This is a genomic window from Snodgrassella alvi, from assembly GCF_002777745.1.
In the GTDB taxonomy this organism is placed as follows: Bacteria; Pseudomonadota; Gammaproteobacteria; order Burkholderiales; family Neisseriaceae; genus Snodgrassella; species Snodgrassella alvi_D.
In genome coordinates, this window is sequence record NZ_MEIO01000066.1 from 18710 (window position 1) to 43611 (window position 24902).

Below are 24902 nucleotides of genomic sequence, written 5' to 3' on the forward strand. Positions count from 1 at the left end.
CATCATTTCAATATTAAAATATTCTACAGATTAATTGGTTATATAAATAAAAAAGGAAAATACTCATGATATCAACACAGATAGATGCCAGCATATTCAAAGCATATGATATACGCGGTATTGTTGATGTTTCTCTAAACAAAGATACAGCGGAACTGATTGGCCGTGCCATTGCCACCGTAGCCATTAGTAAAGGAGTTAACCAGATTGCTATTGGTCGTGATGGCCGTCTTTCTGGCCCAATACTGGCTGCCAGCTTGATTCAGGGAATTACAGCCTGCGGAATTAATGTAATTGACGTTGGCATGGTTGCAACACCAATGTTATATTTTGCCGCTATCGAGCATTGTCAGGGTAGCGGTATCATGATTACCGGCAGCCATAATCCCCCTGATTACAATGGCTTCAAAATGATGCTGGCTGGCACCACACTGGCAGGTGACGATATTCAGGCATTACGCAAAATTATTGAATCCAGGCAGTTGGCCGCCTCTGCTGAGCATAGCGGCAACGTGGCTCCCTTACCCATTGCATCTGAATACATCAACTATATAGCTAATCATGTTCAGCTCCAACGGCCGATGAAGATAGTGATTGATGCTGGAAACGGAGTAGCCGGTGCTTATGCTGGGGATTTATATCGTGCCCTGGGCTGTGAAGTAACAGAATTATTTTGTGAAGTAGATGGCAACTTTCCCAATCATCATCCAGATCCGGCAAAACCGGCCAATCTACAGGATTTGATCAAAACATTACGTAACAGTGATGCAGAAATTGGTATGGCTTTCGATGGCGATGGTGATCGCCTTGGTGTAGTAACCAGAGATGGTCAGATTATCTATCCCGACCGTCAGTTAATGCTGTTTGCAGCCGATGTACTGGTACGCAATCCAAAAGCAAAAGTTATCTATGATGTAAAATCCACCCGATTACTAAAACCATGGATTGAACAGCATGGCGGCGAAGCCATCATGAGTAAAACTGGTCATAGCTTTATTAAAGCCGCAATCAAAGAACATGGCGCATTGCTGGCTGGTGAAATGAGTGGTCACGTATTTTTTAAAGAACGCTGGCTAGGCTTTGATGATGGTATATATGCCGGTGCACGTTTGCTGGAGATTTTGTCTAAAAGTGTTGATCCTACTGCTGTGTTAAATGATTTGCCTGAAGGCATATCCACACCTGAATTAAATATTGCTGTTCCAACAGGGCAGTCAGGACACGAAATTATCGCTAATCTGGCACAAACTGCTCAGTTTAATAATGAAGTTGAACGCATTACCATTGATGGTTTAAGAGTAGAATTTAAAGACGGATTCGGGCTAATGCGCGCGTCCAATACCACTCCGGTACTGGTATTACGCTTTGAAGCAGACAATCAACAGGCTTTAGATAATATCATTGCTCAATTCAAAACAGTGATTTCTCAAAACCCTGATTTAAACTGGGAGTAAACATACTGATTAAATAACTCTGTCTGATTTGCTCCAAAATAAAAAACGGCTACTTCTAAGCAGCCGTTTAATTAATTTCGAACTCAGCATTAAAACCAGTTCATACAATTTAAGCTTTAGCTTTACTGCCGGTTTCGCGTACAAATATTGTCATGATAAAAGCCAGAATCAAACCGCCAACAAAAATAAGATCAGCAGTCTGGAAAACCTTCAGACTTAACTGGCCACCTTCTGCGCTGGTTAAGTGAGCAATCAGCATACTGAACAAATTTGTCATTATCGCACTGATCACAAAAACGAAAAAGTTAATCACACCTGTAGCCGTACCTTTAACCTCATCAGAATTAACTTCTTTAATCATGGTGTAAGGAATCATTGCCGCGCCAGAAGCAATACCTAATAGTAAACCCATTATATAAGGTGGCATGGTATTAGGCAGATAGACAATAATACCACCGGTAATACCCATAGCAATAATACTACCCATAACAACAGGTTTACGACGGCCAATCACATCTGATAAATAGCCCAGAATGGGACAGCCAATCACCCAACCCAGTGGAACCATAGCCAGACGCAAAGCAGCATCTTCAGTAACACCTAAGCCTTCCTGTAAAAACTGATTACCCCAGGCAATATTACCCACATTAGTAGGCATAAACATCATCGCGCCAATGAAAGCGCAGATATAGGATTGGGGATTTTTCAGTACCACAATGTAAGGATGGCTCAAACCGGTCCAGTCGATTTTACCTTCGCGCGTACGGGGCGTAATGATTACAGAAGCAAAAAACACCACGCCCAGAACACCGGCAGCAACCATCCAGAACATTTGCCAGGTCATCACCTGATTTTTAATAATCGGTGATACAACAGCCTGTCCCATGAAACCACCGAGCATACCGAAACATTGTGTCATGCCAACCGCAGTAGCCAGCCATTTTTTTGGGAAACCACGTGTAGCCAGAAACACGGCACTGGTAAAGGCCAATCCAGAACCAGCTCCCTGCAAGAAACGGCCAGACTGAGCTGTAATTACAGTACCAGAGCAAAACAGGATACAGCCAATGACCACCAGAATAATACCTAATGATGCTGTGAAACGAGGTCCGATACGATCCAGCAGAACACCAGAAACCAGAGCAAAGAAAGCATAAGAATAGAAATACAGACCAATAATTCCAGCCATTTCAACTTTAGTAATATCTAAAGTATCTATAATTTCAGTCTGCATAATACTTGGCGCAGAACGCAATGCATATTGGACAAAATAGAAAATGGCGCAAATAAGCCAAGCAATTACAAACTTTTTATTTAACATGCTGGATTGATCGCCACTGGGAGAGGATACAGACATCTTGGATTTATGATTCATAGCGACTCGCTTTCGTTTAATTCCGAATGAGATTTCACAAAATCATTCTAACAAAACCCGTGATACGTACACAATAAAGTTAAGCCTGACTCAAAATTAAATACAATACACACAAATTACATTATTTTAAACAACAAAATTAAATATTAATTCAATTTTAGTATAATTTAAAATATATAATGCCTTTAAAATACTAAAACAATAAAATTATTGAAATAATTTAACAAAAAATCTTCAGTGAACATCATATTTAATATAATATTATAAATATTTACAATTGTAAATAAATTATAATAAATCTGCAGGAACCGCTGAGTTCTAATTTATTATGAACAATACCGATTCCATTTCAACTTCGGATTTATTCTTGAACATTCAATCAGAAAAGCGCGAATAGTTGTGATTGTAACTTGATAGTAGCTATGCTGAAATCTGGATATATATATATGAATGCTTACAAAAGCAGCAGATAAAAATTTTCAGATTATTTCAACTTAGACAACAAAATTTGTTTAAAAGAATGGAAAAATACAGGTAATCTGGTACAGATCAATTATTTAACATTGATATAAGATATCTATCTATACATACCAGAAAGAATATTCAAATAATAGAACAAATACCGCTAGCAAAATATAAATTATGCCCCCATAAAAGACAGAATAAACCGTAAGCTTTTTTATTAAACTTGCATTTATAGCTGTCAGCCTGAGGACATAAACAAAATCGAAAACTAATAATTATATTGAAGCATTAATAAACGCTTCCAGCTGTCCTTTATTCAAAGCTCCAACTTTCGTAGCGATACTAGTACCATCTTTAAAAATCATGAGCGTCGGAATGCCACGAACATTAAATTTAGCTGGAGTTTCCTGATTTTCATCTACATTAAGCTTAACAATTTTCAGTTTACCCTGATAAACCGAGGCCAAATCATCCAGAATGGGCGCAATCATTTTACAAGGACCACACCAAGGTGCCCAGAAATCCAGCAACACTGGTATATCTGCCTGTAAAACTTCCTGCTCGAAGTTACCGTCGCCTACATGAACAATTAAATCACTACTCATTATGGTTTCCTTTTATTATCGGGTCTGTATATATAAAATATAGCCAAATAGCCATCAATGCAATAAAAAAGCCGTAACATGATCTACAATACAATGCTCAGACTCATAAAAATTAATTGTAACCGGCTGGATAAATGATCCAGAAAAATACTCATTACACTATATTAAACGTTTAGCTGACTTAATGCACTGGATAAATCTGCTTTTAAATCAGCAGCATGTTCTAGCCCAATTGATAAACGAATTAGCCCTGGCTGAATGCCAGCATCAAGCTTAGCTTCTGGTGCCATTCGCCCATGCGTGGTTGTCCAGGGATGTGTAACGGTTGATTTTACATCGCCAAGATTACCCGTTTTACTAAAGAGTGTTAAGGTATCGATTACCTGCCATGCAGCTTGTTGTCCCCCTTTAACCTCAAAGGCTACTACAATACCTCCACCCTGCTGCTGCTTGTGTACCAACTCCTTCTGTGGGTGATTAGCTATTCCAGTATAGTGCACTGTAATAACCTGTGGCTGGGTAGAAAGAAACTGCGCCACTTCCAGTGCATTGGCACACTGCTTTTCCATGCGAATATATAAGGTTTCTAGACCACTCAGCAATACCCAAGCATTAAATGGAGATAATACCTCTCCTGTGGTGCGTACATGTAGAAAAATTTCATTAATTAAGGCTGCACTGCCACAGATAACACCTCCCATCACCCGCCCATGGCCATCAATTGCCTTGGTTGCAGATTGTACCGATAAATCGGCACCCAGAGATAATGGCTGCTGTAGTGCTGGTGATAAAAAGCTGTTATCCACTACCAGCAAAGCCTGATGTTCATGTGCAACTTCTGCCAACTGGGCAATGTCAGCCAATTCATTCAACGGATTGGATGGCGTTTCCACAAACAGCATTCTGGTATTGGGTCGAATGGCGGCCTGCCATTCAGCCACATCAGTCTGGCTAACCAGCGTTACCTCAATTCCGAATCGCGGTAATATATTATTCAGTAAACCAATAGTAGTCCCAAACAGGCTTTTACTGGCTACTAGATGATCACCGGCTTTTAATAAAGCCAGAAAAACAGCGTTGATGGCGGCCATACCTGTGGAAGTAGCCAAGCCGGCCTCTCCTTGCTCTAGCTGTGCCACTCGTGCCTGAAAAGCCGCTACGGTAGGATTGTTTGTGCGTGTATAAGTATATCCCTGAGTTGAACCTGCAAATAGAGAAGCACCGGCTTCAGCACTTTCAAACATAAAGCTACTGGTTAAAAACAGTGCAGAATTATGTTCATTGTAAGTAGTTTGTTCCTTAGCACCCCGGATAGCGATGGTTTCCGGATGCAATTTTAAAGTAGACATGATTGATTAATTTATCTATAAATATGAGTAAAGAATTGTGCCGCTTTTTTTATGAATATGCAAATAACCAACTTATCTAAAATCAAGAATATAGTATTCTTTAATATCCCCTTTTTACATATACAGATAACTGGCAATTCATAGCATATTGTTTTGCCACGGCCTTAATCAGTCCTAAACTATATACACAGAAGAGCCATAATTAGACATCAAGGAAAAAAAATGTATTTTGTGATATCACCTGCTAAAAAACTCAATGAAACAGTAGGAATAACGACCAAACACTACACACAGCCACAATTACTGCAACAAGCACAGCAGCTAATGCCACTATTACAACAACTGGCTCCGCATGAAATTGCCACCTTGATGAGTATTTCCGACAAGCTCGCTCTGCAAAATGCTGAACGCTATCATCACTGGCTGCCACCATTCACCCCAGATAATGCCAAGCAGGCTGTCTACCTCTTTAATGGAGATGTTTATGAAGGATTGGATGCAAGCCATTTATCAGAACCGGAACTCAACTATATGCAACAACATCTGGCCATACTTTCCGGTTTATATGGTGTACTCAAACCGCTGGATTTGATTCAACCTTACCGTCTGGAGATGGGTATCAAACTTGCTAACCCTCGCGGCAAAGATTTATATGCATTCTGGGGAGATATTATTACCAATACCATTGAGCAAAATATGCAGGCAGTACAAGATCAGGTATTAATCAATCTGGCCTCACAGGAATATTTCAAAGTGATAAAGCCCTCAAAGCTATCTGCTTCAATAATTACTCCTGTTTTCAAGGATCAGAAAAATGGTGAATATAAAATTATTAGCTTTTATGCTAAGCGTGCACGTGGTTTGTTCATGCGCTATGCAGCTGAAAAGCAATTAACAGAACCAGAAGAGCTAAAAGATTTCGATTATGAAGGCTACTATTACGATAAAGCTTCCTCCAGCGATAAACAGTGGATATTCCTGCGTGATGAAAATACTCATCATTAAAAATTAATTAAAAATAAAATTAATGATTTAGCCAGAAACTCCCATTTTGCCTGAATAAAACACTTGGCAAATGCGCATTTCTAGTCTATTATGCGCATCTTCAAAGACGGAAGCGTGGCAGAGCGGTTTAATGCAACGGTCTTGAAAACCGTCGTGGGTTGATAGCCCACCGTGAGTTCGAATCTCACCGCTTCCGCCAAGACATTATTATTTAGACACTTATTTTAGTGTTTAAAATCTAAAAAATCACCTGAATAACCATTATTCAGGTGATTTTTTATTTAAGTCTGTGTGGTATTTTAGGTATTTCAAAATTAAGTTATATCTTAGTACATGTCCTTAAAAAATTATAAAATTTAAACCGATCAGGCTTTTCCGCTATACCTACGTGTAAAATATATTCAAATAAAAGTTTTAATATTTATGAATAATAATTATCATTTATCTTTGAATTTGACATACATTTAATATAACCACATATTACATATGTAGTGATTTATATACTTTAAGAAGGCAATAAATCATGATAAAGCCTATTTCAAACGTTACATTAAAACCATTACCGCCCGATAAAAATGGCAATATCTTTTCCCATATCGAAATAGATGGTATTCATCATAATATTTCTGTGTCTGATGCTTTTCTGGAAGCAGCGTTTAGTTATCAGGATAAATATATCCTCATATTTGTAACATTAGAGGGCGGTTGCTTTGAAGAATTACTACATATATATTTGCTGGACCTATATCGTGATAAAGTACTTGATTATGCCATTATCGGTAATTTATATAGTTTTACCTATGGCGATGTGTCCAGTATTCAAATAAGAGCAGATAACACTATTTTTTTTAAATTTATTACTGCAGATGGATGGTTACTTACCCTATTCAAACAACCAGCCAAAACTTTCCCGATTTCATTTAAAACACTTTTTGTAGTTCAACGTCCATTTTCATTTAAACGTTATTTCTCAATTACTGCAAATAAAACCACGCATCTTCAAAGATAGAGGTATGGTAAAACGGTTTAATGCAACAGTCTTGAAAACTGTCGTGAACTGACAGGCTACCGTGAGTTCGAACTTCACCACTTCTGCCAAGGCATTCCAAGCAAAATCAGCGCCACAAATAAACTATATAAACGCTCTGGTGAAAGTATCTAATATATTTATTGCCCTCGAGGAGGAAGTAATATATTGCTAATGATTTTTAGAAAAAATGGTTATTTCAACCATTATTGATTGTTTCTACATATATTATTTGCTAAATATCATTTACCTGCACAGTATGCAAAGAATGAGAACAGCCCATAATTTATTTTTGAATCCAACATACATTTAATATAATCACATATTACATATGTAGCGATTTATATACTTTAAGAAGGCAATAAATCATGATAAAGCCTATTTCAAACGTTACATTAAAACCATTACCACCCGATAAAAATGGCAATATCTTTTCCCATATTGAAATAAATGGTATTCATCATAATATTTCTGTGTCTGGTGCTTTTCTGGAAGCAGCGTTTAGTTATCAGGATAAATATATCCTCATATTTGTAACATTAGAGGGCGGTTGCTTTGAAGAATTACTACATATATATTTGCTGGACCCATATCGTGATAAAGTAATTGATTATGCCATTATCGGTAATTTATATGGTTATGCCTATGGTGATGTGTCCAGTATTCAAATAAAAGCAGATAACACTATTTTCTTTAAATTTATTACTGCAAATGGATGGTTACTTACCCTATTTAAACAACCTGCCAAAATTTTCCCGATTTCATTTAAAGCACTTTTTGTAGTTCAACGTCCATTCGCATTTAAACGTTATTTTTCAATTACAGAAATTAAAACATAGCAATACAGTTTTGGAACTATCAGTTTTAGGATGTGAAACGAGTGGTAGAATTTGGAAATTTCGAAATTTGCTGGGAAAATGACCAATTTAAAGCCAAAGGATTGGTTGCCAGCATTCGCGAAGTTGTTCATAAAAAAGACTCGTTTACTCGAATGAAGCAAGAGCGAGATACTGAACGAAATGAGCGGCTAGCAAAGCAGTCTGCTGAACGCAACGCAAGCATTGAAAAGCGAATAAGGCTGGATGACATTAAAAACCGGCTATCAGCACTTTTCACAATAGATGACAAGCCACATCAACGTGGCAAGCTCTACTGGAGCCTGTGCTAAATGACCTATTCCAGACATACGGAATACTTATGCGCTAAGACTTCCGCCGCCAAGATCCTGATACAGCCGTGGTACTTGAGCAGATTGATGGCGTTATCGAATTGAATGGACAAATACATCTTGTCGAAATGAAATGGCTAAATTCACCTGTAGGCATGGCTGAGTTTACACCACATCTATACCGCCTTTTTTCTCGTACCGATGCACACGGTATTTTTATCGCTACTAACGGATATACTGACGCAGTAATGACTGAATGTCGAAATATCCTTAATAAGAAAACGATGTTTCTGTGTTCATTACATGAGTTCGTCATGCTACTTCAACGCCAAGGCGACTTGGTTGAATTCTTGAAGCGTAAATCCGCAGCAGCCAGCATAGACAAAAATCCGTTTTTAGAAATTTTGTTCTAAAAATAAAGAATGATTTTTTTAAAGAATTTTTTACGGCAAGCTTTTATCTGAAATTAAGTGGAAAAATTGCCCAAATTTTAATCACTATAAGATTGGTTTGATTCACCTTGTTTTTTTATAGTTATCCACAGATATACTCACAAAATTTGTGAAATTCTGCCAACCATTCTTAGCTGATATTTCACTATTAATTCGATACTGCCTGCCATTTATATCTATAATTTTATTACTTTTCTGTAAAAACACGATATGACGCAAAATCAGCCAAATTTGAAGAGTTAATAAAATTACCGTGATTGATTCTGTGTCTTTTACTGTGAGGAATTTTTGCATTGTTTTCCAGCAGAATTGAATTGGTAATTTAGCAGAGTAAGGAAATTATTTTTATACTTTGAACAACTATTATGCTACCTTTTGCATTCTGTTTATGAATAATTAAATAAATTATATAAAGTGATTCTAAATATTTATATACTGCTTGAAGAAATAATATACAACTGCCTAAATTCAAATATTTTATATTAAAACAATATCTTATATACGGAATGAATTTTTAGCAATATTAGCCCTTGACATTAATTTCCTAATACCAATATATCTGCTAATGAAAATTTAAATAAAGGAAATTAGATGCGATTCGATAAGCTTACAGCAAAATTTCAGCAAGCATTACAGGATGCACAAAGTCTTGCTCTGGGACGGGATGCTGGCTATCTTGAGGCAGTTTTCGTATTGAAAGCCTTACTTGATGATACTGATAGTGGTAGTTCTGCCCTCTTAGCACAGGCTGGTATTAATGTTGCTCAAGTTAAACAGCAGATTGAAGCAACGATTGATGGCTTGCCCAAAGTGTCTGGTCAGGGCGGAGAGCTTCTGCCTAGTACAGAGCTACAGCATATTTTAAATCTCATGGACAAGGCTGCTATTAAACGCAATGATGCATATATTGCCAGCGAATTATTTTTGCTGGCTGCTGTTCAGGAAAACGGCCAGTGTAGCCGCATTCTGAAACAGGCAGGTGCAACTGAAGATAAGTTGAATATAGCTATTAATGCCGTTCGTGGAGGAGCAAGTGTGGACAATCCAAACGCAGAAGACCAACGTGAAGCACTGAAAAAATACACAACAGACCTGACTGAAAAAGCTCGTGCCGGCAAGCTGGATCCAGTAATTGGACGTGATGATGAAATCCGGCGCACTATTCTGGTATTGGAACGGCGTACCAAAAACAATCCGGTTCTGATTGGCGAACCCGGAGTGGGTAAAACTGCCATTGTAGAAGGCTTGGCGCAACGGATAATTAATAATGAAGTTCCCGATTCTCTGCGCAATAAACGTTTGCTGATGCTTGATCTGGCCAGCCTGATTGCTGGTGCCAAATTTCGTGGTGAATTTGAAGAACGCTTGAAAGCTGTGCTAAATGATCTTGCTAAAGATGAAGGCAATACCATCATTTTTATTGATGAGATTCATACATTGGTGGGCGCAGGAAAGGCAGATGGTGCCATGGATGCAGGTAATATGCTCAAACCGGCACTGGCACGTGGTGAACTGCACTGTATTGGTGCCACTACACTGGATGAATATCGTCAATACATAGAAAAAGACCCGGCTCTGGAACGTCGTTTCCAGAAGGTATTGGTAAAAGAACCTACTGTAGAAGATACTATTGCGATTTTGCGCGGCTTGCAGGAACGCTATGAAATTTATCATGGTGTGGAAATTACTGACCCGGCAATTGTGGCCGCAGCAGAATTATCTAATCGCTATATTACCGACCGCTTTCTGCCGGATAAGGCTATCGATTTAATTGACGAGGCAGCCTCGCTGATTAAAGTTGAAAGCCAGTCTATGCCGGAAAGCATGGATAAGCTTAAACGTCGTGAAATCCAACTTGAAATTGAACGCGCTTCATTAGTTAAAGAAAATGATGAAGCCAGTAAAAAGCGTCTGGCTTTACTGGATGAAGAGCTTGATAATGTTAAACGCGAATTTGCTAATCTGGATGAAATCTGGAAAGCGGAGCGCGCCAAAGCTCAGGGCAGTGTAACTATTAAAGAGCAGATTGACCAGCTTAAAATCAGAATGGATGCGCTCAAACGTAATGGTAAATGGGAAGAAGTGGCCAAACTTCAGTATGAAGAACTGCCACGACTGGAAACTCAGTTGCAGGCAGCAGATAGTGGACAGCAGGATAATCAGCCTAATAAACTGTTACGTACTAAAGTGGGTTCGGAAGAAATTGCTGAAATCGTTTCGCGTATGACGGGTATTCCAGTATCAAAAATGATGGCTGGCGAACGGGAAAAGCTGCTGAAAATCGAAGAAGTGCTGCATGAACGCGTAGTTGGACAGGATGAAGCAGTTCGTGCGGTGGCAGATGCCATTCGTCGTTCACGCTCCGGTCTGGCTGATCCAAACAAACCCTATGGTAGCTTTCTGTTTCTAGGTCCTACAGGTGTCGGCAAAACAGAACTTTGCAAAACTTTGGCGAGCTTTCTGTTTGATAGCGAAACCCATCTTATTCGGGTAGATATGTCTGAATATATGGAAAAACATTCCGTAGCACGTCTGATTGGTGCCCCTCCGGGCTATGTTGGTTATGAGGAAGGTGGTTTTCTGACTGAACAGGTACGACGCAATCCATATAGTGTGGTATTACTGGATGAAGTGGAAAAGGCTCATCCGGACGTTTTCAATATTTTGTTACAGGTACTGGATGATGGTCGTCTGACTGACGGTCAGGGACGGACGGTGGATTTCAAAAATACGGTTATTGTGATGACATCCAATATTGGTAGTCAGGAAATCCAGAAAATGGTGAGTGATGATTATGAAGCCATCAAGGCGGTGGTGATGGAAGAAGTAAAACAATACTTCCGCCCAGAACTTATTAACCGTATTGACGAGGTAGTAGTTTTCCATAGTCTCAATCAATCAAATATACGTGCTATTGCCAATATCCAGTTAGCTGGCTTACGCCAACGTCTGGAAAAAATGGATTTGCATTTACAGGTTGATGATGCTGCTCTGGATGTTCTGGCTAAAGTTGGCTTTGACCCAGTGTATGGCGCCCGCCCGTTAAAACGTGCCATTCAGACGGAAATTGAAAACCCGTTGGCTAAAGAGTTACTGGCTGGTGATTATGCACCAAATAGCACTATTATGCTAACGGCTCAGGATGGTATCCTAACTTTCGCCTGATAAAGAATAAAGAAACCTGCATTATGCAGGTTTCTTTTTAATTGAACTAGGTCTTGAAGGTTAGTCTGCGCTAACAGGATTAAACTTACGATTATCAAATATATTTATGTCCTCGATATACATGAAAAAACAAAGAGTTTGATTAACTTTATGCCTGACTGTAGCCTTTAATATTCAAGCCAGTCTAGCACTGAATAACTATAAAACATTACATTTGAACAACTGCCCAACTCCAATCAATACTAAACTACCCGATGTAAAAAACCTGCTTACATGGAGCCATTAACAACGTGCTATTGGTTTCCGTAATGATTACTGCTTTTATGATGGCGATGTATTTTATGCAGCCGATGGATAGCCATTATCGCATGCCCCACAGAATCTCTCTAAAGTGAGTTATCAGTTACAGGGTCGGTCATATCAGTTAAAAGATTATTTGAAGCGCAATAATGTCACCAGAATGAAGGTGCTTAAGGATGGCAAGGTAGTATGGGATTACTATGCCAATAGCAATAACCCTACTCCCTATGGACATCATGATCTGTTAGCAAATCAGTTGTTTCGACTCTTATGGGCATAGCATTGAAAGAAGGTAGAATCAAATCACTGGATGATAAGGTGGTGAAATACAATCCTGATGTGCTGCGTGGTACTGCATGGGAATATATCACGATGCGTCAACTGCTTCTGCATACTTCAGGTGTGAACTGGAATGAAGATTACACCAATCCACAATCTGATTTCGCCCAACTTACTCAGTGCGAGGCACATTCGAACACTTATGTATGTGTTAACAGTTTAGTAAAAAGTCCGAAATGCAAAGTCTATGCCAAACCGGGTAAAGCATGGTCATATTCTTCCGGTGGTGCTTGGTTGCTGGGTGATACATTGGGAAAGCCACTGGAGAAAATATAGCCAAATATCTGCAAGATAAAATCTGGCAGCCATATGGCATGAGCTGTGACGGTGTATGGCACAGTTATGCAGTTGGTAAACACGATGTAGGTGCGCATGGTTTTAATGCCACTCTAGAAGACTGGGCTAAATTTGGCCTGTTTATTATGAATAACGGGGTATTACCAAATGGCAGGCAAATATGGTTAATCTGGCCTAAAGCTGAACCATCTATGTTGAAGCAGCCACTTGAAGCATCACTGATGTTTAATCCAATTGCCAACAAACTGGCTTATAACTGCTATCATTCAGTTTAATATATATCTGCACCAGATACCTGCAAGACAGTATCTGGTGCTTTTTACTCACAACACATTTACTGGTAATACAGATTATGGCAGAAGAGATTGAACGCAAATTTCTGGTAAAGGGCAATGGCTGGCGGGGCTTAGCGCCTGCGATACATTTTTGCCAAGGCTATTTGTCCACCATCAAGGAGCGCACAGTACGTATTCGTATTTGCGGTACAGAAGCTTGGCTAACCATCAAAAGTACTAATCGGGGCATTACGCGCACCGAATTTGAATACCCAATACCCGTTGAAGACGCGCAGCATATGCTGAATCATATGGCCGAACAGCCAATAATTGAGAAATACCGTTATCGTATACCATTAAATGGTCTGGTGTGGGAAATTGATGAATTTTTAGGTGCTAATCAGGGGCTGATTGTGGCCGAAATTGAATTGAATGACGCTAATCAGCAGATTGTTTTACCAGACTGGATTGGACAGGAAGTATCGGATGATCCACGCTATTACAATAGCAACTTGGTCAGTCTGCCGTTTACCTTATGGTAAATACCCGGATTTCAGCACTGTTATGCAAACTGACCAGACAAGCAACGATTTATTCTTCGCCCAATAACTGTTCCCGAGTTAGCAGGAAAACAAAACCATCACCGCCACTGGTAGGCATCCAAGTAAATGGTAGCTCGGGAAAGGCTTGTTCTAGCACCTCGCGGTTATGACCGATTTCAACCAGTAATACACCATGCGGATTCAGATATTTGGCAGCCTGCTGGATAATCTGTCTGGTAGCATCTAGCCCATCAACGCCGCTGCCTAGTGCCAGTTCCGGTTCATGCAGATACTCATCCGGTAATTGTGCAACAGATTCAGCATCTACATAAGGAGGATTAGAGACGATTAAATCATAGGTTGTATCGATACCAGTAAACAAATCGGTGTGAATCAGATTAATCCGCTCCTGCAAACCGTAGGACTCAACATTGATTCCAGCCACTTCCAGTGCATCCAAGCTGATATCTACTGCATCAATTTTTGCATCTGGATAACAAAGTGCCATCTGGATAGCCAGTGCACCACTGCCTGTACATAAATCCAGCGCTGTGTGTACCAACTCATCATATTCAATCCATGGCTGAAGGGGTTCACCCAAAAGTTCATAAATGAACGAACGCGGCACAATCACTCGTTCATCCACATAAAATTCGTATTCTCCTTGCCATGCCTGATTAGTCAGATAGGCAACCGGTATCCGTTCACTGATACGACGCTGCACCAGTTGCAATAAGGCTGATTTCTCTGTTTCCAGCAGGCGCGCATCGAAAAATGGTTCTAATGTGTCTAGCGGTAAGTGCAAAGTATGCAGAATCAGATAGGCAGCTTCATCATAAGCACTATCATTACCATGACCAAAAAACAATCCGGCTTCTTCAAATTGGCTCACAGTAAAGCGTAAAAAATCACGTACAGTATGCAATTGCTGCACTGCCGCCTCAAATACAGACATGAATAACTCCGGCAAAAAAATCAAGCGCTGATTATAACAGCTAAACTGAATAACCCAAGATAGTTGCTCTGTACAGCCGAATATTTAGTAATGAGGCAGTAAATAACGATCATCTGGATGGCAGATTAACGGCTTAAACAAACGACGGAAATGTACCAGAAAAGGCTGATGACGCTTATCTCCGGCCAGTGCTAGAAAATAATCCTGTGCCAGCTGTGCCTGCTGCTCCATATTCAACTGTCCAAGACTCTTAATTGTACCAATAGGTGGATAATGGTAAGCACGTGCCTGATAATAGCCCGCTTTCAGTGCCAGACAGACACCAGCTAATATAATTGGAAAACCATGTTGGCTTTGCCACACATGCATTAACTCGTGGATAAGCCACGCCTGCCGACTCAAATTATCCTGCGTAAAATCATCAATATAATAGGCTGGTGGAAAAATAATACGGTTACCACAGGTAATGGCTGCATGCGGATGCACCAGCCACCAAGCACCACTTACAATTTGTACTTGCGACCAGTTTGCGGCATTACCAAAAATTTTTTTTACTAGAAATAGTTCGCTATATGTTAATGGACGTTGCATTATATTATTTCTGACTGCTGGTGTTTGTATGCCTACATACAAACCATTGCCAGCCACTCCAAACCAGAATATAACCCAGTATAGCAAGTATCATGCCCAGCACCGGTACTCCCAACAGTAAAGGTTTACCAAACCGAGTCAGCCACTGCCACAACTCTGCTCCCAGATGATCCATAGTAAAATCAGGCAAAACTGGTATTTCCTGCCCCCACTGTCCGTACATTAATCCGGCACCAAGCTGATAGGCACAATAATATAAAGGTACATATGTTAGTGGGTTGGTGTACAACGTAGTCAACAGTGCCAGTGGTAGATGTGTGCGCACAACATAGGCAACAATTAAAGCTGTAAGCATTTGCGTTGGTCCGGGCATCAGCCCGCAAAACATCCCTACTGCTACAGCCGAAGCTGCACGCTCACGATTCAGCTGCCAGAAGTACGGACGATCAAACCAGCGCGCAAAGGGTTTAAACCATGGTGAAGCAAATAACGATGCCTGAGTTGGCATTTTTTGCCTTATATGCTGCAACCATTTGGCCACACGACTATGCATAATATTGCTCTGACTGGTTTAAAGAAAAGCTAATACAGATTTCATACTGATTCAAAATAACCTGTTTGGTTGATTGTCAGAATTAGCTATTACAGCTTGTGCTTTATCAATTTTTGCACATGGGCGTCTGTTTTACTCAACCTGATATTTTGTTTATTTTGCCTTAAGCTTTAATATTTTAATACTGTTAATTTGAAAATAAATTATTCCCACTCCTTTGTCCGGTGTTTCTTTTTCACCAGTACATATACGGCACCATCGTTGCGTTCATTTGGCTGTGCATAGGCCAAAACCTCTGGATGAGCCATCAGCCAGCGTCGTACGAGTGTTTTTAATACCGGCTGATAGTCTCTGGAACCTAGTCCACTGCCGTGGACAATCTCTCCAACCACACCATACTGCTGGATATAATCAATAAATTCATTCAATACCTGCTGTGCTTCTTCTTGACGGTAGCCATGTAAATCAACATACGCCACAATCGGCCAATGTTTGGTCTGCAAACGCTGGATGTCAGCCTTACCTCGGCCATTTTTACTGAATACCGTCGGCGCTGCATCTTGCTGATTTTCTCCAATATAAAAGTAGCTGGTACTATCCAGTACATCTTCTTGCCGCTGTCGAGGCTTAATCGGGGTATTATCGCGCGGGTGCTGAAACTGATTTCTTGCCTTTAATGGAATGACATCCTTACCCATTGCTTCTGAAAAACTAATATCTTTCTGGCGCTTTTGTATTGCTTTTGCCTGCTGCTGTTCTTCGGCCAGACGTCTAGCTTTGGCCTGTTTACCCAGTTGCTGTAATTGATCCTGAAATGAGTTTTTAGCCATGTGTATAACCATTCACATATAAATACCATCTCTATGATTTTAACAGAGCCGCAGACTGTGTGCTAAGCTTGACCTTTATTAATTTTCTGACTGATTGAGATAGGATTCGTGCTGATTTTCAGTTATCCTAACACAGTATTGAATATATTCGTTCAGAGATAGACTTTATGACGGCAAATAATATGACTCCATCCTTAGGCAAAAACACTGATGTGATTATTGTTGGCGCCGGTCCTGCTGGATTAAGTCTGGCACGCGCACTGGCACCCTCAGGATTGTCAATTACCGTGGTAGAAAAACAGGAACTGTCTACGCTGGCACAGCCTCCTTTTGATGGCAGGGAAATTGCTCTGACACATTACTCAAAGGAATTGATGCAAGAGCTGGATATGTGGAACAAAGTTCCGTCTGATGAGATTTATCCCTTGCGCGATGCAAAAGTAATCAACGGCTACTCCAATTATCAACTACATTTCGAGCAGCCCACCATGGCACGTGGCAAACCCGCCAACTCACTGGGTTTTCTGATCAGTAATCATAATATCCGGCGCGCGGCGTATGAAGCAGTACAGCCCTTTAACAATGTCCGTTTCATTACCGGACATAGCATTGTTAATGTGCAAAATGAGGCAGCAAGTCAGATTGAAGCCACTCTCGATAATAGTCAAACTATCAGCGGAAAGCTGCTCATTGCCGCTGACAGCCGTTTTTCCAATACACGCCGCCAGTTAGGTATTTCTGCCCAGATAAATGATTTCGGGCGTACTGTTATTGTTTTCCGTATGCGCCATACCCTAAGCAATCAACATACTGCTCTGGAATGTTTTCATTACGGCCGCACCCTCGCTCTGCTTCCTCTGGAAGAAAATCTCACCAACTGTGTAATAACGATTAATAATGAACATGCAGGTTCGATTCTGGCCATGTCTCCTGTTCAACTGGCAGCAGACATTACCAAACAGCTAAAGGGCAAACTTGGTGAGATGCATCTGGTTAGTACTATTCACCATTATCCACTTGTCGGCGTTCATGCCAACGCATTTTACGCCCAGCGCAGTGCCTTGCTAGGAGACGTTGCAGTAGGCATGCATCCAGTTACAGCACATGGCTTTAATCTGGGATTGAGTGGTGTGGGTATATTAGCTAAGCTGATAAATGAAGCTGTACGCAAAGGCAAAGATATCGGCAGTCAGACGTTACTGGCACAGTACCAAAGACAGCACATGCCGCATACCCGCGTGTTGTATCACGGAACAAATGCGATGGTATCTTTGTTTACAAACGATAGCCCGCCGGCTCGTCTGATGCGTTCATTGGTATTGCGCATCAGCAATAACTTGCCACCGGTGAAGAAACTGATTAGTAAACAGCTAACTGGCTAATCAGCCTGAGTTACCATACAAAATGCCTGCTATCAGAATATCTTCTAGCAGGCATTTTTAAATATACATTAAATGTATTCTGGCTTATATCAGACCATTATTAATTTGCTGCAATAGCTCGGCTGGATTCTCGCTTTTGGTAATTGGTCGACCCATTACAAGATAACTACTGCCAGCAGCCAGAGCTGCTTTAGGTGTCATAATACGGCGTTGGTCATCCTCAATTGCATTGTTCAGGCGGATACCAGGCGTAACAAGTAAAAATTCGTCTCCCAGTTGCTGACGCAATAAAGCGGCTTCCTGCGCAGAACAAACCACACCATCCAGTCCTGACTGCTGAGTCAGCTTTGCCAGACGTGATACGGCTTCGGCTATAGGTGTGTTTACACCGGTTTCAGCCAATTCTGCTTGAGTCATGCTGGTTAAAACGGTTACCGCAATCAGTAATGGTGGCTGACTGCAATTACTGATGGCTTCTGCGGCAGCCTCCATCATTCTTCGCCCTCCCGAAGCATGCATGTCTACCATCCATACCCCCATATCAGCAGCCACCTTACAGGCAGAAGCAACGGTATTTGGAATGTCATGGTATTTTAAATCCAGAAAAACGCGATAGCCCTGTAATACCAGTTGTTCAACCAGATAGCGTCCGGTGGCGGTAAACAGCTCCTTGCCGATTTTAAGCTGACACAAATTAGGGTTCAGCTGGCGCACAAAATCCAGTGTTGGTTCTGCACTGGCAAAATCCAGCGCAACAATCACAGGTTTTGCTGGCTGATTAATCAAGGTGTTATCAAGCATTAATGGATTCATATTCTTCAGGGTTAACAATTAAATATAAAATGCTACTGCTCAAATTATCCAAAATTCTAATTTCAATTTGAGTAGTTAATTTCACTGATTGATGACTGTGCACAGCTGAGGCTGCTTATTTGTTTAAAAGCTTCTCAGGAGGCTAAACATCAATACGGTTAGGAGTAAATGTTTCCCACTTATTACAGGCTGGGCAGTGCCAGAAATAAACCTGTGATTTGAAATGACAATGGCGACAACGATACATCACCGATTTCTGCATCTGCATACCCACTACCGAGCGCATCATATCAACATCAGCTTTCCACTTCGGGTGAATATTGTTCTGCAATACCCCGAGTAAACGGTAAGTTCCCGTAAGAGTGGGTCTGCGCCGTACCAGATCAATAACAATTTCTATAGCCTTGTCTTCGCCATAAACAGGCAAAGCTTTTTCATATATCACACCAGACAAATCCAGCTGAGGGAAAGTCTGTGCAAAACCAATCAATACTTCAATTCCGTCAGCGGCTTTCTGCAAACCATCATAAGCATCATACAAACGCTCACCTACCAGACTCAGGTATTCGTAATTCTGCTTTTCTATAGCACTATAAGCATCTATTGCAGCCTGATAATTCTGCTGTTTCAGTTCCACATCACCCAGAATCATATTGGCACGGCTGCATTTGCGGTTTACGGCCAGTGCCTGAAAAATATATTCTCGTGCTTTGTTGTACTCTGATTGATACAACGCCAATTGGGCTAGTTCACAGTAAAACTGGGCAATCTCAAACTGGTAAGTCTGATCTCCGGTACTGAGTTCCTCTGCCAGCTTAATGGCTTTCTCCCAATCGCGATCCTGCTGGTAAATGTTCAGCAGAATCTGTCGTGCCTGTCTGGCCTTACTGCTATCAAGTAAACCGACCAGTATCTGTTCCGCACGGTCAACCAGACCGGCTGCCTGATAATCCTGACCAAGCTCAAAGGCTACCGTATCACGGCGTTCTGCAATGGTGTCCGGCAATTCCAACAAACTCTGGTGCAAGGCGATAGCCTTATCGTTTTCACCACGCTGGCGATACAGCTTGCCCAAAGTTAAATGCAGCTCATAAGTGCTTTGACGAGCATCATTTTGCTGGTCCACCACTTCTGCCAGCTCTCGTACTGCTACTACACTTTTACGTTCAACCAGCGCATCCAGACTTTTATAAAATCCTTCAGGGATGGCTTTCGCCTGCTTCAGTACCGTACGCATATCCACTCGTGCAGCAAACCAGCCCATGGCAAAAAATACCAGTAACAGAATAACCGGTGCCAGCCACATCCAGAAATCATTACTATCCATACTAATTGCTTACTTTCCTTTGTGCAGTATTGCTGGATTCCACCGGTCTGGCTGTTATAGCAATATTGTCGGTACGTACAGACTCGCTAGCCGCTTTAGCCTGTTTATCAAGTTTGCTCTGCAACTGATTAACTTGACTGCGCAGTCGTAATAGACGACCAAACATAGCAAAAATGCCAAAAACAGCACCGATAATAAAAAATATCAGCAAGAGCACAATTAACGGTAAATTTATCATCTGCCCAGGCAGATAATTAAATGCAATCAATTGGGTGTTACTAACAGCCAGTAATAACAACGCCAGCAACACCACTATTTTTATTAATGTATAAATAATATTCATGCCTATCCACCCCATAATATACTGTTTTATGAAAAAACAATTATATGCCAGACACCAGCCAATTTATCCAAGAAGCAACACAGTTTAAACGATTTCGCTGCTTTTTAGCAAAATCTGCCCGTACTTTCAGCATTGGCAAGTAAAATAGGCAGTGTATAATATTTATGTTTACATAAAGTAACAGTAGCCAACGGCTAAAACTAAGACCAAAGGCTACTTTTACCATTATTTTTCTGTACTGCCTAAGTCATCACCCTGCCTTGCCTTATCCATTGCAAGTCAGGGTTCCGGCCAAGCAGCTTAACGTCTTATTTCGGAGAGGTTTTACAATGTCTATGGCCGACCGCGATGGTTTTATCTGGTTTAATGGTAATCTTGTTGACTGGCGTAATGCCCAAACCCACGTATTAACCCACACATTACATTATGGCATGGGGGTTTTTGAAGGCGTACGTGCCTACGAAGCTCAAAATGGAACAGCCATTTTTCGTTTGCAGGATCACACCAGACGACTGTTTAATTCAGCTAAAATCACAGGAATGCACCTGCCTTATACACAGGAACAAATTAATCAGGCACATATTGAAGTCGTTAAAGCCAACAAACTGGCTTCATGCTATTTCCGCCCAATGGCCTTTTATGGTTCGAACAAACTGGGCGTAGCTCCAGATCAGGATGATGTACAGGTAATTGTTGCGGCCTGGCCTTGGGGTGCCTATTTGGGAGAAGAAGGAATGCAACGTGGTATTCGCGTGCAAATTAGCTCTTTTACCCGCCATCACCCGAATATCACCATGATTAAAGCCAAAGCCAATGGTAATTACATGAACTCCATCATGGCTAATACTGAGGCAACACGCAATGGTTATGATGAGGCCATCATGCTGGATTCAAATGGCTTTGTTGCCGAAGGTTCAGGTGAAAATATCTTTATTATTAATGATGGAAAACTCTATACTCCTGCTCTGGATGCAGCTCTGGATGGAATTACCCGGCGTACTGTCATGGCAATTGCCGCCGATATGCAATTAACCATCACTGAAAAACGCATTACTCGTGACGAAGTTTATTGTGCTGATGAAGTATTCTTCACCGGCACAGCAGCGGAAGTGACACCAATCCGAGAAGTGGATGGTCGCGTTATCGGCTGTGGAAGCCGCGGTTCTTTAACCACAGAAATTCAGCAACGTTATTTTGAAATTGTTCATGGCAAAAATGCCAAATATGAATCTTGGTTAACCTATATTGACTAATCAACAGGTAGCAGACCTGATTAACAGAGTATTTATTGTAATCAGGCCTGCTTTATATGATCGCTTTTTAGCTGAACTAAGGAAAATATGATGAGTAATACTGCCCAGCCTGTTACTACCATTACCTCACATGATTTACCCCTGATCTGCACTGGTCCAGAAAACGAAACATGGAACGGCCATCCTCGGGTATTTTTACCAATTCAATCCAATAGCAGCATTGAATGTCCTTATTGTGGCAAGCAATACCATCTGGATGGCCTTGCTGAAAATCACCATTAAAGATTACTTCCCTACTGCATGGCCGGCAGCCTATTTCCCTGTCGCATCAGTGCCTGAAAATTTAATCATCGCGCGTATTGTGGTACAGTTACTGCCATTTATTCATCCAAACATGGTTACAATAATAAGGAATTGTCATGACTGAACACACACACAGCCGCTTAATTATTCTCGGTTCCGGGCCAGCAGGATATACCGCTGCTGTTTATGCAGCCCGTGCCGGCTTAAAGCCTACTCTGATTACCGGTATGGCACAGGGTGGGCAATTAATGACAACAACTGAAGTAGACAACTGGCCGGCTGATGTAAATGGCGTACAGGGTCCTGAACTAATGCAACGATTTCAGGGCCATGCTGAACGTTTTGGCACAAATATGATTTTTGATCATATCAATCAAGTGGATTTACAGCATCGGCCGTTTACCCTCACTGGCGACATGGGCAGTTACACTTGCGATGCATTAATTATTGCCACAGGTGCATCAGCCAAATATCTGGGTTTACCCAGCGAAGAAACTTTTGCAGGCCGCGGAGTTTCAGCCTGCGCCACCTGCGATGGCTTCTTCTATAAAGATCAAGATGTAGCCGTAGTTGGCGGGGGCAATACTGCAATTGAAGAAGCACTGTATCTGGCTAATATCGCGCGTACAGTGACCGTAATTCACCGACGTGAAAGCTTCCGCGCCGAAAAAATCCTGATTGATAAATTACTGGAACGGGTAAAAGAAGGCAAAATCATTCTTAAGCTTAACGCTACAGTAGATGAAATTCTCGGTGATGATAGTGGTGTTAATGCCGTGCGGATCAACTATGTTGAAAATGAAAGTGAACTTCTGGCTGTAACCGGCATATTCATTGCCATCGGCCATCAGCCCAATACCCAGATTTTCAAAGGACAGCTCATTATGGATGATACGGGCTATCTCATTACCAAAGGTGGTAATGAAGGCAATGTAAGTGCCACCAATATCCCGGGGGTATTTGCCGCCGGCGATGTTAAAGACCACGTATATCGTCAGGCCATTACCAGTGCTGCATCCGGTTGTCAGGCGGCACTGGATGCCGATCATTATCTGTCTGGATTGAGTAGCTGATTGTTTTATTTATCAGAATGTCAAATAGCTGAAGATACGGAAAACGGGTCAGTTTTAAAGTTTCTACTCTATACAAGCATTTCGTGTAAAAGTAATTATTAGTTATAATGCGGCCTTTAAGCTAAACACAAATCACGTTCAAGGATAATAATTATGGGCTTTTTGCAAGGCAAAAAAATCCTCATCACTGGTATGATTTCTGAACGCTCTATTGCCTATGGTATTGCCAAATCCTGTTATGAACAGGGTGCAGAACTGGCCTTTACCTATGTGGTAGACAAACTGGAAGACCGAGTGCGCAAAATGGCGGCAGAGCTCGGCTCCGAACTGGTATATCGTTGCGATGTACAGAGTGATGAAGAAATCAACCAGTTATTTGCTGATTTAGGCCAAAGCTGGTCACAATTGGATGGACTGGTACACGCCATTGCTTTTGCACCTAAAGAAGCTTTAAACGGGGATTTTCTGGACAGCATGACCCGCGAAGCATTTATGACTGCACACGAAGTATCTGCTTATAGTCTTCCTGCACTGGCTAAAGCTGCGCGGCCGTTAATGAGTGGCCATAACAGCTCTATTCTGGCCCTCACTTATCTGGGGGCAGTACGCGCTATTCCTAATTACAATGTAATGGGTATGGCCAAGGCTTCACTGGAAGCAGGTATTCGCTTTACTGCGGCCTGTTTGGGGCAGGAAGGTATTCGCTGCAATGGCATTTCAGCCGGTCCGATCAGAACTTTGGCTGCTTCTGGCATCGCCAACTTCAGCCGTCTACTGGCACATGTATCAGCACAGAATCCAATTCGCCGCAATATCACCATTGAGGAAGTTGGTAATACCGCTGCTTTTCTGTTATCTGATATGGCCTCAGGCATTACAGGTGAAATCACCTATGTTGATGGTGGCTACAGCATTAATGCTCTGGGTGTGCCAGAAGATTTGGTTAGCACACATAACAGCTAACTTACCATAGCTTATTCAAGCTGCCTGAATACCCTCTCAGGCAGCTTTTAGTATTTTTACATTGTATAACTCAGCTCATGTTTGCCAGTCTGCTTAATCGCGCTACCATGAGAAAGCTAAGTATTTCATTTTTAAGCCAGCCATGGAGACAGATATGAAATTTTTTGAACAGTTCAAAGCTTTTTTATTACGTGGTAACGTAATTGATCTGGCTGTCGGTATGGTAGTGGGTACTGCTTTTACCAACATGGTAAAATCACTGGTAGACAATGTGATTATGCCGCCGATAGGATTACTGATTGGCGGTGTGGATTTTTCCAATTTATTTATTACATTGCGCAACGGTTCTAAATCTCCCGGACCTTATGAAACATTAGGAGCCGCACAGGCTGCCGGCGCTGTAACTTTGAATATCGGTTTATTTATTAATACAGTTATTAGCTTAATTATTATTGGCTTCGCCATTTTTATGATTGTTAAAGCAATTAATAAACTGCATAAGAATCCTCCACCCAAGACTACTACCAAACAGTGCCCGCAATGTTGCACCGACATTCCGCTAGAAGCCAAGCGCTGCCCGAATTGCACCTCAGAATTAAATTAATTCAAGATATTATTTTACTGTAAGGCGCAGTATATCCCGCACACCAGAAAAATCTGGCTTGCCCCAAGATATTTAAGAGCTACAAACTGCTTGT

General features: G+C 41.2%; 27 protein-coding genes and 2 tRNA genes. 19 read left to right on the top strand and 10 right to left on the bottom strand.

Annotated elements, in window-relative coordinates; translation table 11 throughout:
• Positions 1 to 65 precede the first annotated feature (65 nt).
• Positions 66 to 1454, top strand: a complete 1389-nt coding sequence (locus tag BHC51_RS11905; protein WP_100154132.1) for a phosphomannomutase/phosphoglucomutase — start codon at positions 66 to 68, stop codon at positions 1452 to 1454.
• A gap of 109 nt (positions 1455 to 1563) precedes the next feature.
• Here the strand turns inward: BHC51_RS11905 and BHC51_RS11910 are convergent, their stop codons facing one another.
• From BHC51_RS11910 to BHC51_RS11920, 3 genes are all read right to left on the bottom strand, one after another.
• Positions 1564 to 2829 (bottom strand): MFS transporter, encoded by a 1266-nt coding sequence (locus tag BHC51_RS11910; RefSeq protein ID WP_100099984.1) that lies wholly within the window; start codon positions 2827 to 2829, stop codon positions 1564 to 1566.
• 740 nt (positions 2830 to 3569) lie between these two features.
• A complete protein-coding gene (gene trxA / locus BHC51_RS11915; RefSeq protein WP_100099983.1) occupies positions 3570 to 3899 on the bottom strand; it encodes a thioredoxin TrxA in 330 nt (109 codons plus the stop codon).
• Positions 3900 to 4063: 164 nt separating this feature from the next.
• Entirely contained in the window at positions 4064 to 5248 is a 1185-nt protein-coding gene (locus BHC51_RS11920; protein WP_100154133.1) for an O-succinylhomoserine sulfhydrylase, read from the bottom strand.
• Between the two features lie 222 nt (positions 5249 to 5470).
• Between BHC51_RS11920 and yaaA the strand changes: the two genes are divergently transcribed.
• The 12 genes from yaaA (at position 5471) to BHC51_RS11970 (ending at position 13818) form a co-directional block, all read left to right on the top strand.
• The gene (gene yaaA, locus BHC51_RS11925; RefSeq protein ID WP_100099981.1) at positions 5471 to 6253 is read left to right on the top strand and encodes a peroxide stress protein YaaA; all 783 of its coding nucleotides are present in this window, start codon (positions 5471 to 5473) and stop codon (positions 6251 to 6253) included.
• A gap of 108 nt (positions 6254 to 6361) precedes the next feature.
• Positions 6362 to 6452, top strand: a tRNA-Ser gene (locus tag BHC51_RS11930).
• A gap of 324 nt (positions 6453 to 6776) precedes the next feature.
• Positions 6777 to 7262 carry a hypothetical protein gene (locus BHC51_RS11935; RefSeq protein ID WP_100154134.1) on the top strand — a complete coding sequence of 162 codons (486 nt, stop codon included), beginning with the start codon at positions 6777 to 6779 and terminating at the stop codon, positions 7260 to 7262.
• Positions 7261 to 7351, top strand: a tRNA-Ser gene (locus tag BHC51_RS11940). Before BHC51_RS11935 ends, BHC51_RS11940 begins: the two co-directional genes overlap by 2 nt.
• 297 nt (positions 7352 to 7648) lie before the next feature.
• Positions 7649 to 8119, top strand: coding sequence for a hypothetical protein (locus tag BHC51_RS11945; RefSeq protein ID WP_100154135.1), 471 nt, complete (start codon positions 7649 to 7651; stop codon positions 8117 to 8119).
• A 32-nt stretch (positions 8120 to 8151) separates the two neighbouring features.
• Positions 8152 to 8448: a hypothetical protein gene (locus BHC51_RS12870; protein WP_180296507.1), complete on the top strand. Its 297-nt coding sequence runs from the start codon at positions 8152 to 8154 to the stop codon at positions 8446 to 8448.
• A 68-nt stretch (positions 8449 to 8516) separates the two neighbouring features.
• Complete coding sequence (locus BHC51_RS12875; protein ID WP_180296508.1) at positions 8517 to 8861, top strand: hypothetical protein; 345 nt, start codon at positions 8517 to 8519, stop codon at positions 8859 to 8861.
• Positions 8862 to 9491: 630 nt separating this feature from the next.
• Positions 9492 to 12065: an ATP-dependent chaperone ClpB gene (gene clpB / locus BHC51_RS11960; protein WP_100154136.1), complete on the top strand. Its 2574-nt coding sequence runs from the start codon at positions 9492 to 9494 to the stop codon at positions 12063 to 12065.
• A gap of 391 nt (positions 12066 to 12456) precedes the next feature.
• A complete protein-coding gene (locus tag BHC51_RS12950; protein ID WP_218966415.1) occupies positions 12457 to 12645 on the top strand; it encodes a DUF4342 domain-containing protein in 189 nt (62 codons plus the stop codon).
• Between the two features lie 2 nt (positions 12646 to 12647).
• Positions 12648 to 12980, top strand: coding sequence for a serine hydrolase (locus BHC51_RS12955; RefSeq protein ID WP_218966416.1), 333 nt, complete (start codon positions 12648 to 12650; stop codon positions 12978 to 12980).
• Between the two features lie 38 nt (positions 12981 to 13018).
• A complete protein-coding gene (locus BHC51_RS12960; protein WP_218966130.1) occupies positions 13019 to 13276 on the top strand; it encodes a hypothetical protein in 258 nt (85 codons plus the stop codon).
• 77 nt (positions 13277 to 13353) lie between these two features.
• A complete protein-coding gene (locus BHC51_RS11970; RefSeq protein ID WP_100154137.1) occupies positions 13354 to 13818 on the top strand; it encodes a CYTH domain-containing protein in 465 nt (154 codons plus the stop codon).
• 49 nt (positions 13819 to 13867) lie between these two features.
• Here BHC51_RS11970 and prmB read toward each other — a convergent pair whose 3' ends face one another.
• From prmB to BHC51_RS11990, 4 genes are all read right to left on the bottom strand, one after another.
• Positions 13868 to 14773 carry a 50S ribosomal protein L3 N(5)-glutamine methyltransferase gene (gene prmB / locus BHC51_RS11975; RefSeq protein ID WP_100099975.1) on the bottom strand — a complete coding sequence of 302 codons (906 nt, stop codon included), beginning with the start codon at positions 14771 to 14773 and terminating at the stop codon, positions 13868 to 13870.
• An 84-nt stretch (positions 14774 to 14857) separates the two neighbouring features.
• Complete coding sequence (locus BHC51_RS11980) at positions 14858 to 15364, bottom strand: type IV secretion protein Rhs (protein WP_100154138.1); 507 nt, start codon at positions 15362 to 15364, stop codon at positions 14858 to 14860.
• A 4-nt stretch (positions 15365 to 15368) separates the two neighbouring features.
• On the bottom strand, positions 15369 to 15917 hold the full coding sequence (locus BHC51_RS11985; RefSeq protein ID WP_100154139.1) for a DUF2062 domain-containing protein: 549 nt from the start codon (positions 15915 to 15917) through the stop codon (positions 15369 to 15371).
• A 203-nt stretch (positions 15918 to 16120) separates the two neighbouring features.
• Positions 16121 to 16747, bottom strand: a complete 627-nt coding sequence (locus BHC51_RS11990) for a Smr/MutS family protein (protein ID WP_100154140.1) — start codon at positions 16745 to 16747, stop codon at positions 16121 to 16123.
• Positions 16748 to 16929: 182 nt separating this feature from the next.
• Here BHC51_RS11990 and ubiM point away from each other — a divergent pair, with 182 nt between their 5' ends.
• On the top strand, positions 16930 to 18129 hold the full coding sequence (gene ubiM, locus BHC51_RS11995; protein ID WP_143558854.1) for a 5-demethoxyubiquinol-8 5-hydroxylase UbiM: 1200 nt from the start codon (positions 16930 to 16932) through the stop codon (positions 18127 to 18129).
• Positions 18130 to 18213: 84 nt separating this feature from the next.
• On the opposite strand, the gene pyrF is transcribed toward ubiM, so the two are convergent.
• The 3 genes from pyrF to BHC51_RS12010 all read right to left on the bottom strand — a co-directional run bounded on the left by pyrF (position 18214) and on the right by BHC51_RS12010 (position 20612).
• Positions 18214 to 18942 carry an orotidine-5'-phosphate decarboxylase gene (gene pyrF, locus BHC51_RS12000; protein WP_100154142.1) on the bottom strand — a complete coding sequence of 243 codons (729 nt, stop codon included), beginning with the start codon at positions 18940 to 18942 and terminating at the stop codon, positions 18214 to 18216.
• Between the two features lie 142 nt (positions 18943 to 19084).
• A complete protein-coding gene (gene lapB / locus BHC51_RS12005) occupies positions 19085 to 20269 on the bottom strand; it encodes a lipopolysaccharide assembly protein LapB (RefSeq protein ID WP_100124428.1) in 1185 nt (394 codons plus the stop codon).
• 1 nt (position 20270) lies between these two features.
• A complete protein-coding gene (locus BHC51_RS12010) occupies positions 20271 to 20612 on the bottom strand; it encodes a LapA family protein (protein WP_100099969.1) in 342 nt (113 codons plus the stop codon).
• Positions 20613 to 20941: 329 nt separating this feature from the next.
• Between BHC51_RS12010 and BHC51_RS12020 the strand changes: the two genes are divergently transcribed.
• The 5 genes from BHC51_RS12020 to mscL all read left to right on the top strand — a co-directional run bounded on the left by BHC51_RS12020 (position 20942) and on the right by mscL (position 24808).
• The gene (locus tag BHC51_RS12020; RefSeq protein WP_100136217.1) at positions 20942 to 21865 is read left to right on the top strand and encodes a branched-chain amino acid transaminase; all 924 of its coding nucleotides are present in this window, start codon (positions 20942 to 20944) and stop codon (positions 21863 to 21865) included.
• A 90-nt stretch (positions 21866 to 21955) separates the two neighbouring features.
• Complete coding sequence (locus BHC51_RS12025) at positions 21956 to 22147, top strand: zinc-finger domain-containing protein (RefSeq protein WP_373885660.1); 192 nt, start codon at positions 21956 to 21958, stop codon at positions 22145 to 22147.
• Between the two features lie 137 nt (positions 22148 to 22284).
• Positions 22285 to 23241 (top strand): thioredoxin-disulfide reductase, encoded by a 957-nt coding sequence (gene trxB, locus BHC51_RS12030; protein WP_100124425.1) that lies wholly within the window; start codon positions 22285 to 22287, stop codon positions 23239 to 23241.
• A 153-nt stretch (positions 23242 to 23394) separates the two neighbouring features.
• On the top strand, positions 23395 to 24204 hold the full coding sequence (fabI, locus tag BHC51_RS12035; RefSeq protein WP_100099965.1) for an enoyl-ACP reductase FabI: 810 nt from the start codon (positions 23395 to 23397) through the stop codon (positions 24202 to 24204).
• Between the two features lie 154 nt (positions 24205 to 24358).
• On the top strand, positions 24359 to 24808 hold the full coding sequence (gene mscL / locus BHC51_RS12040) for a large conductance mechanosensitive channel protein MscL (RefSeq protein WP_100124424.1): 450 nt from the start codon (positions 24359 to 24361) through the stop codon (positions 24806 to 24808).
• Positions 24809 to 24902 lie beyond the last annotated feature (94 nt).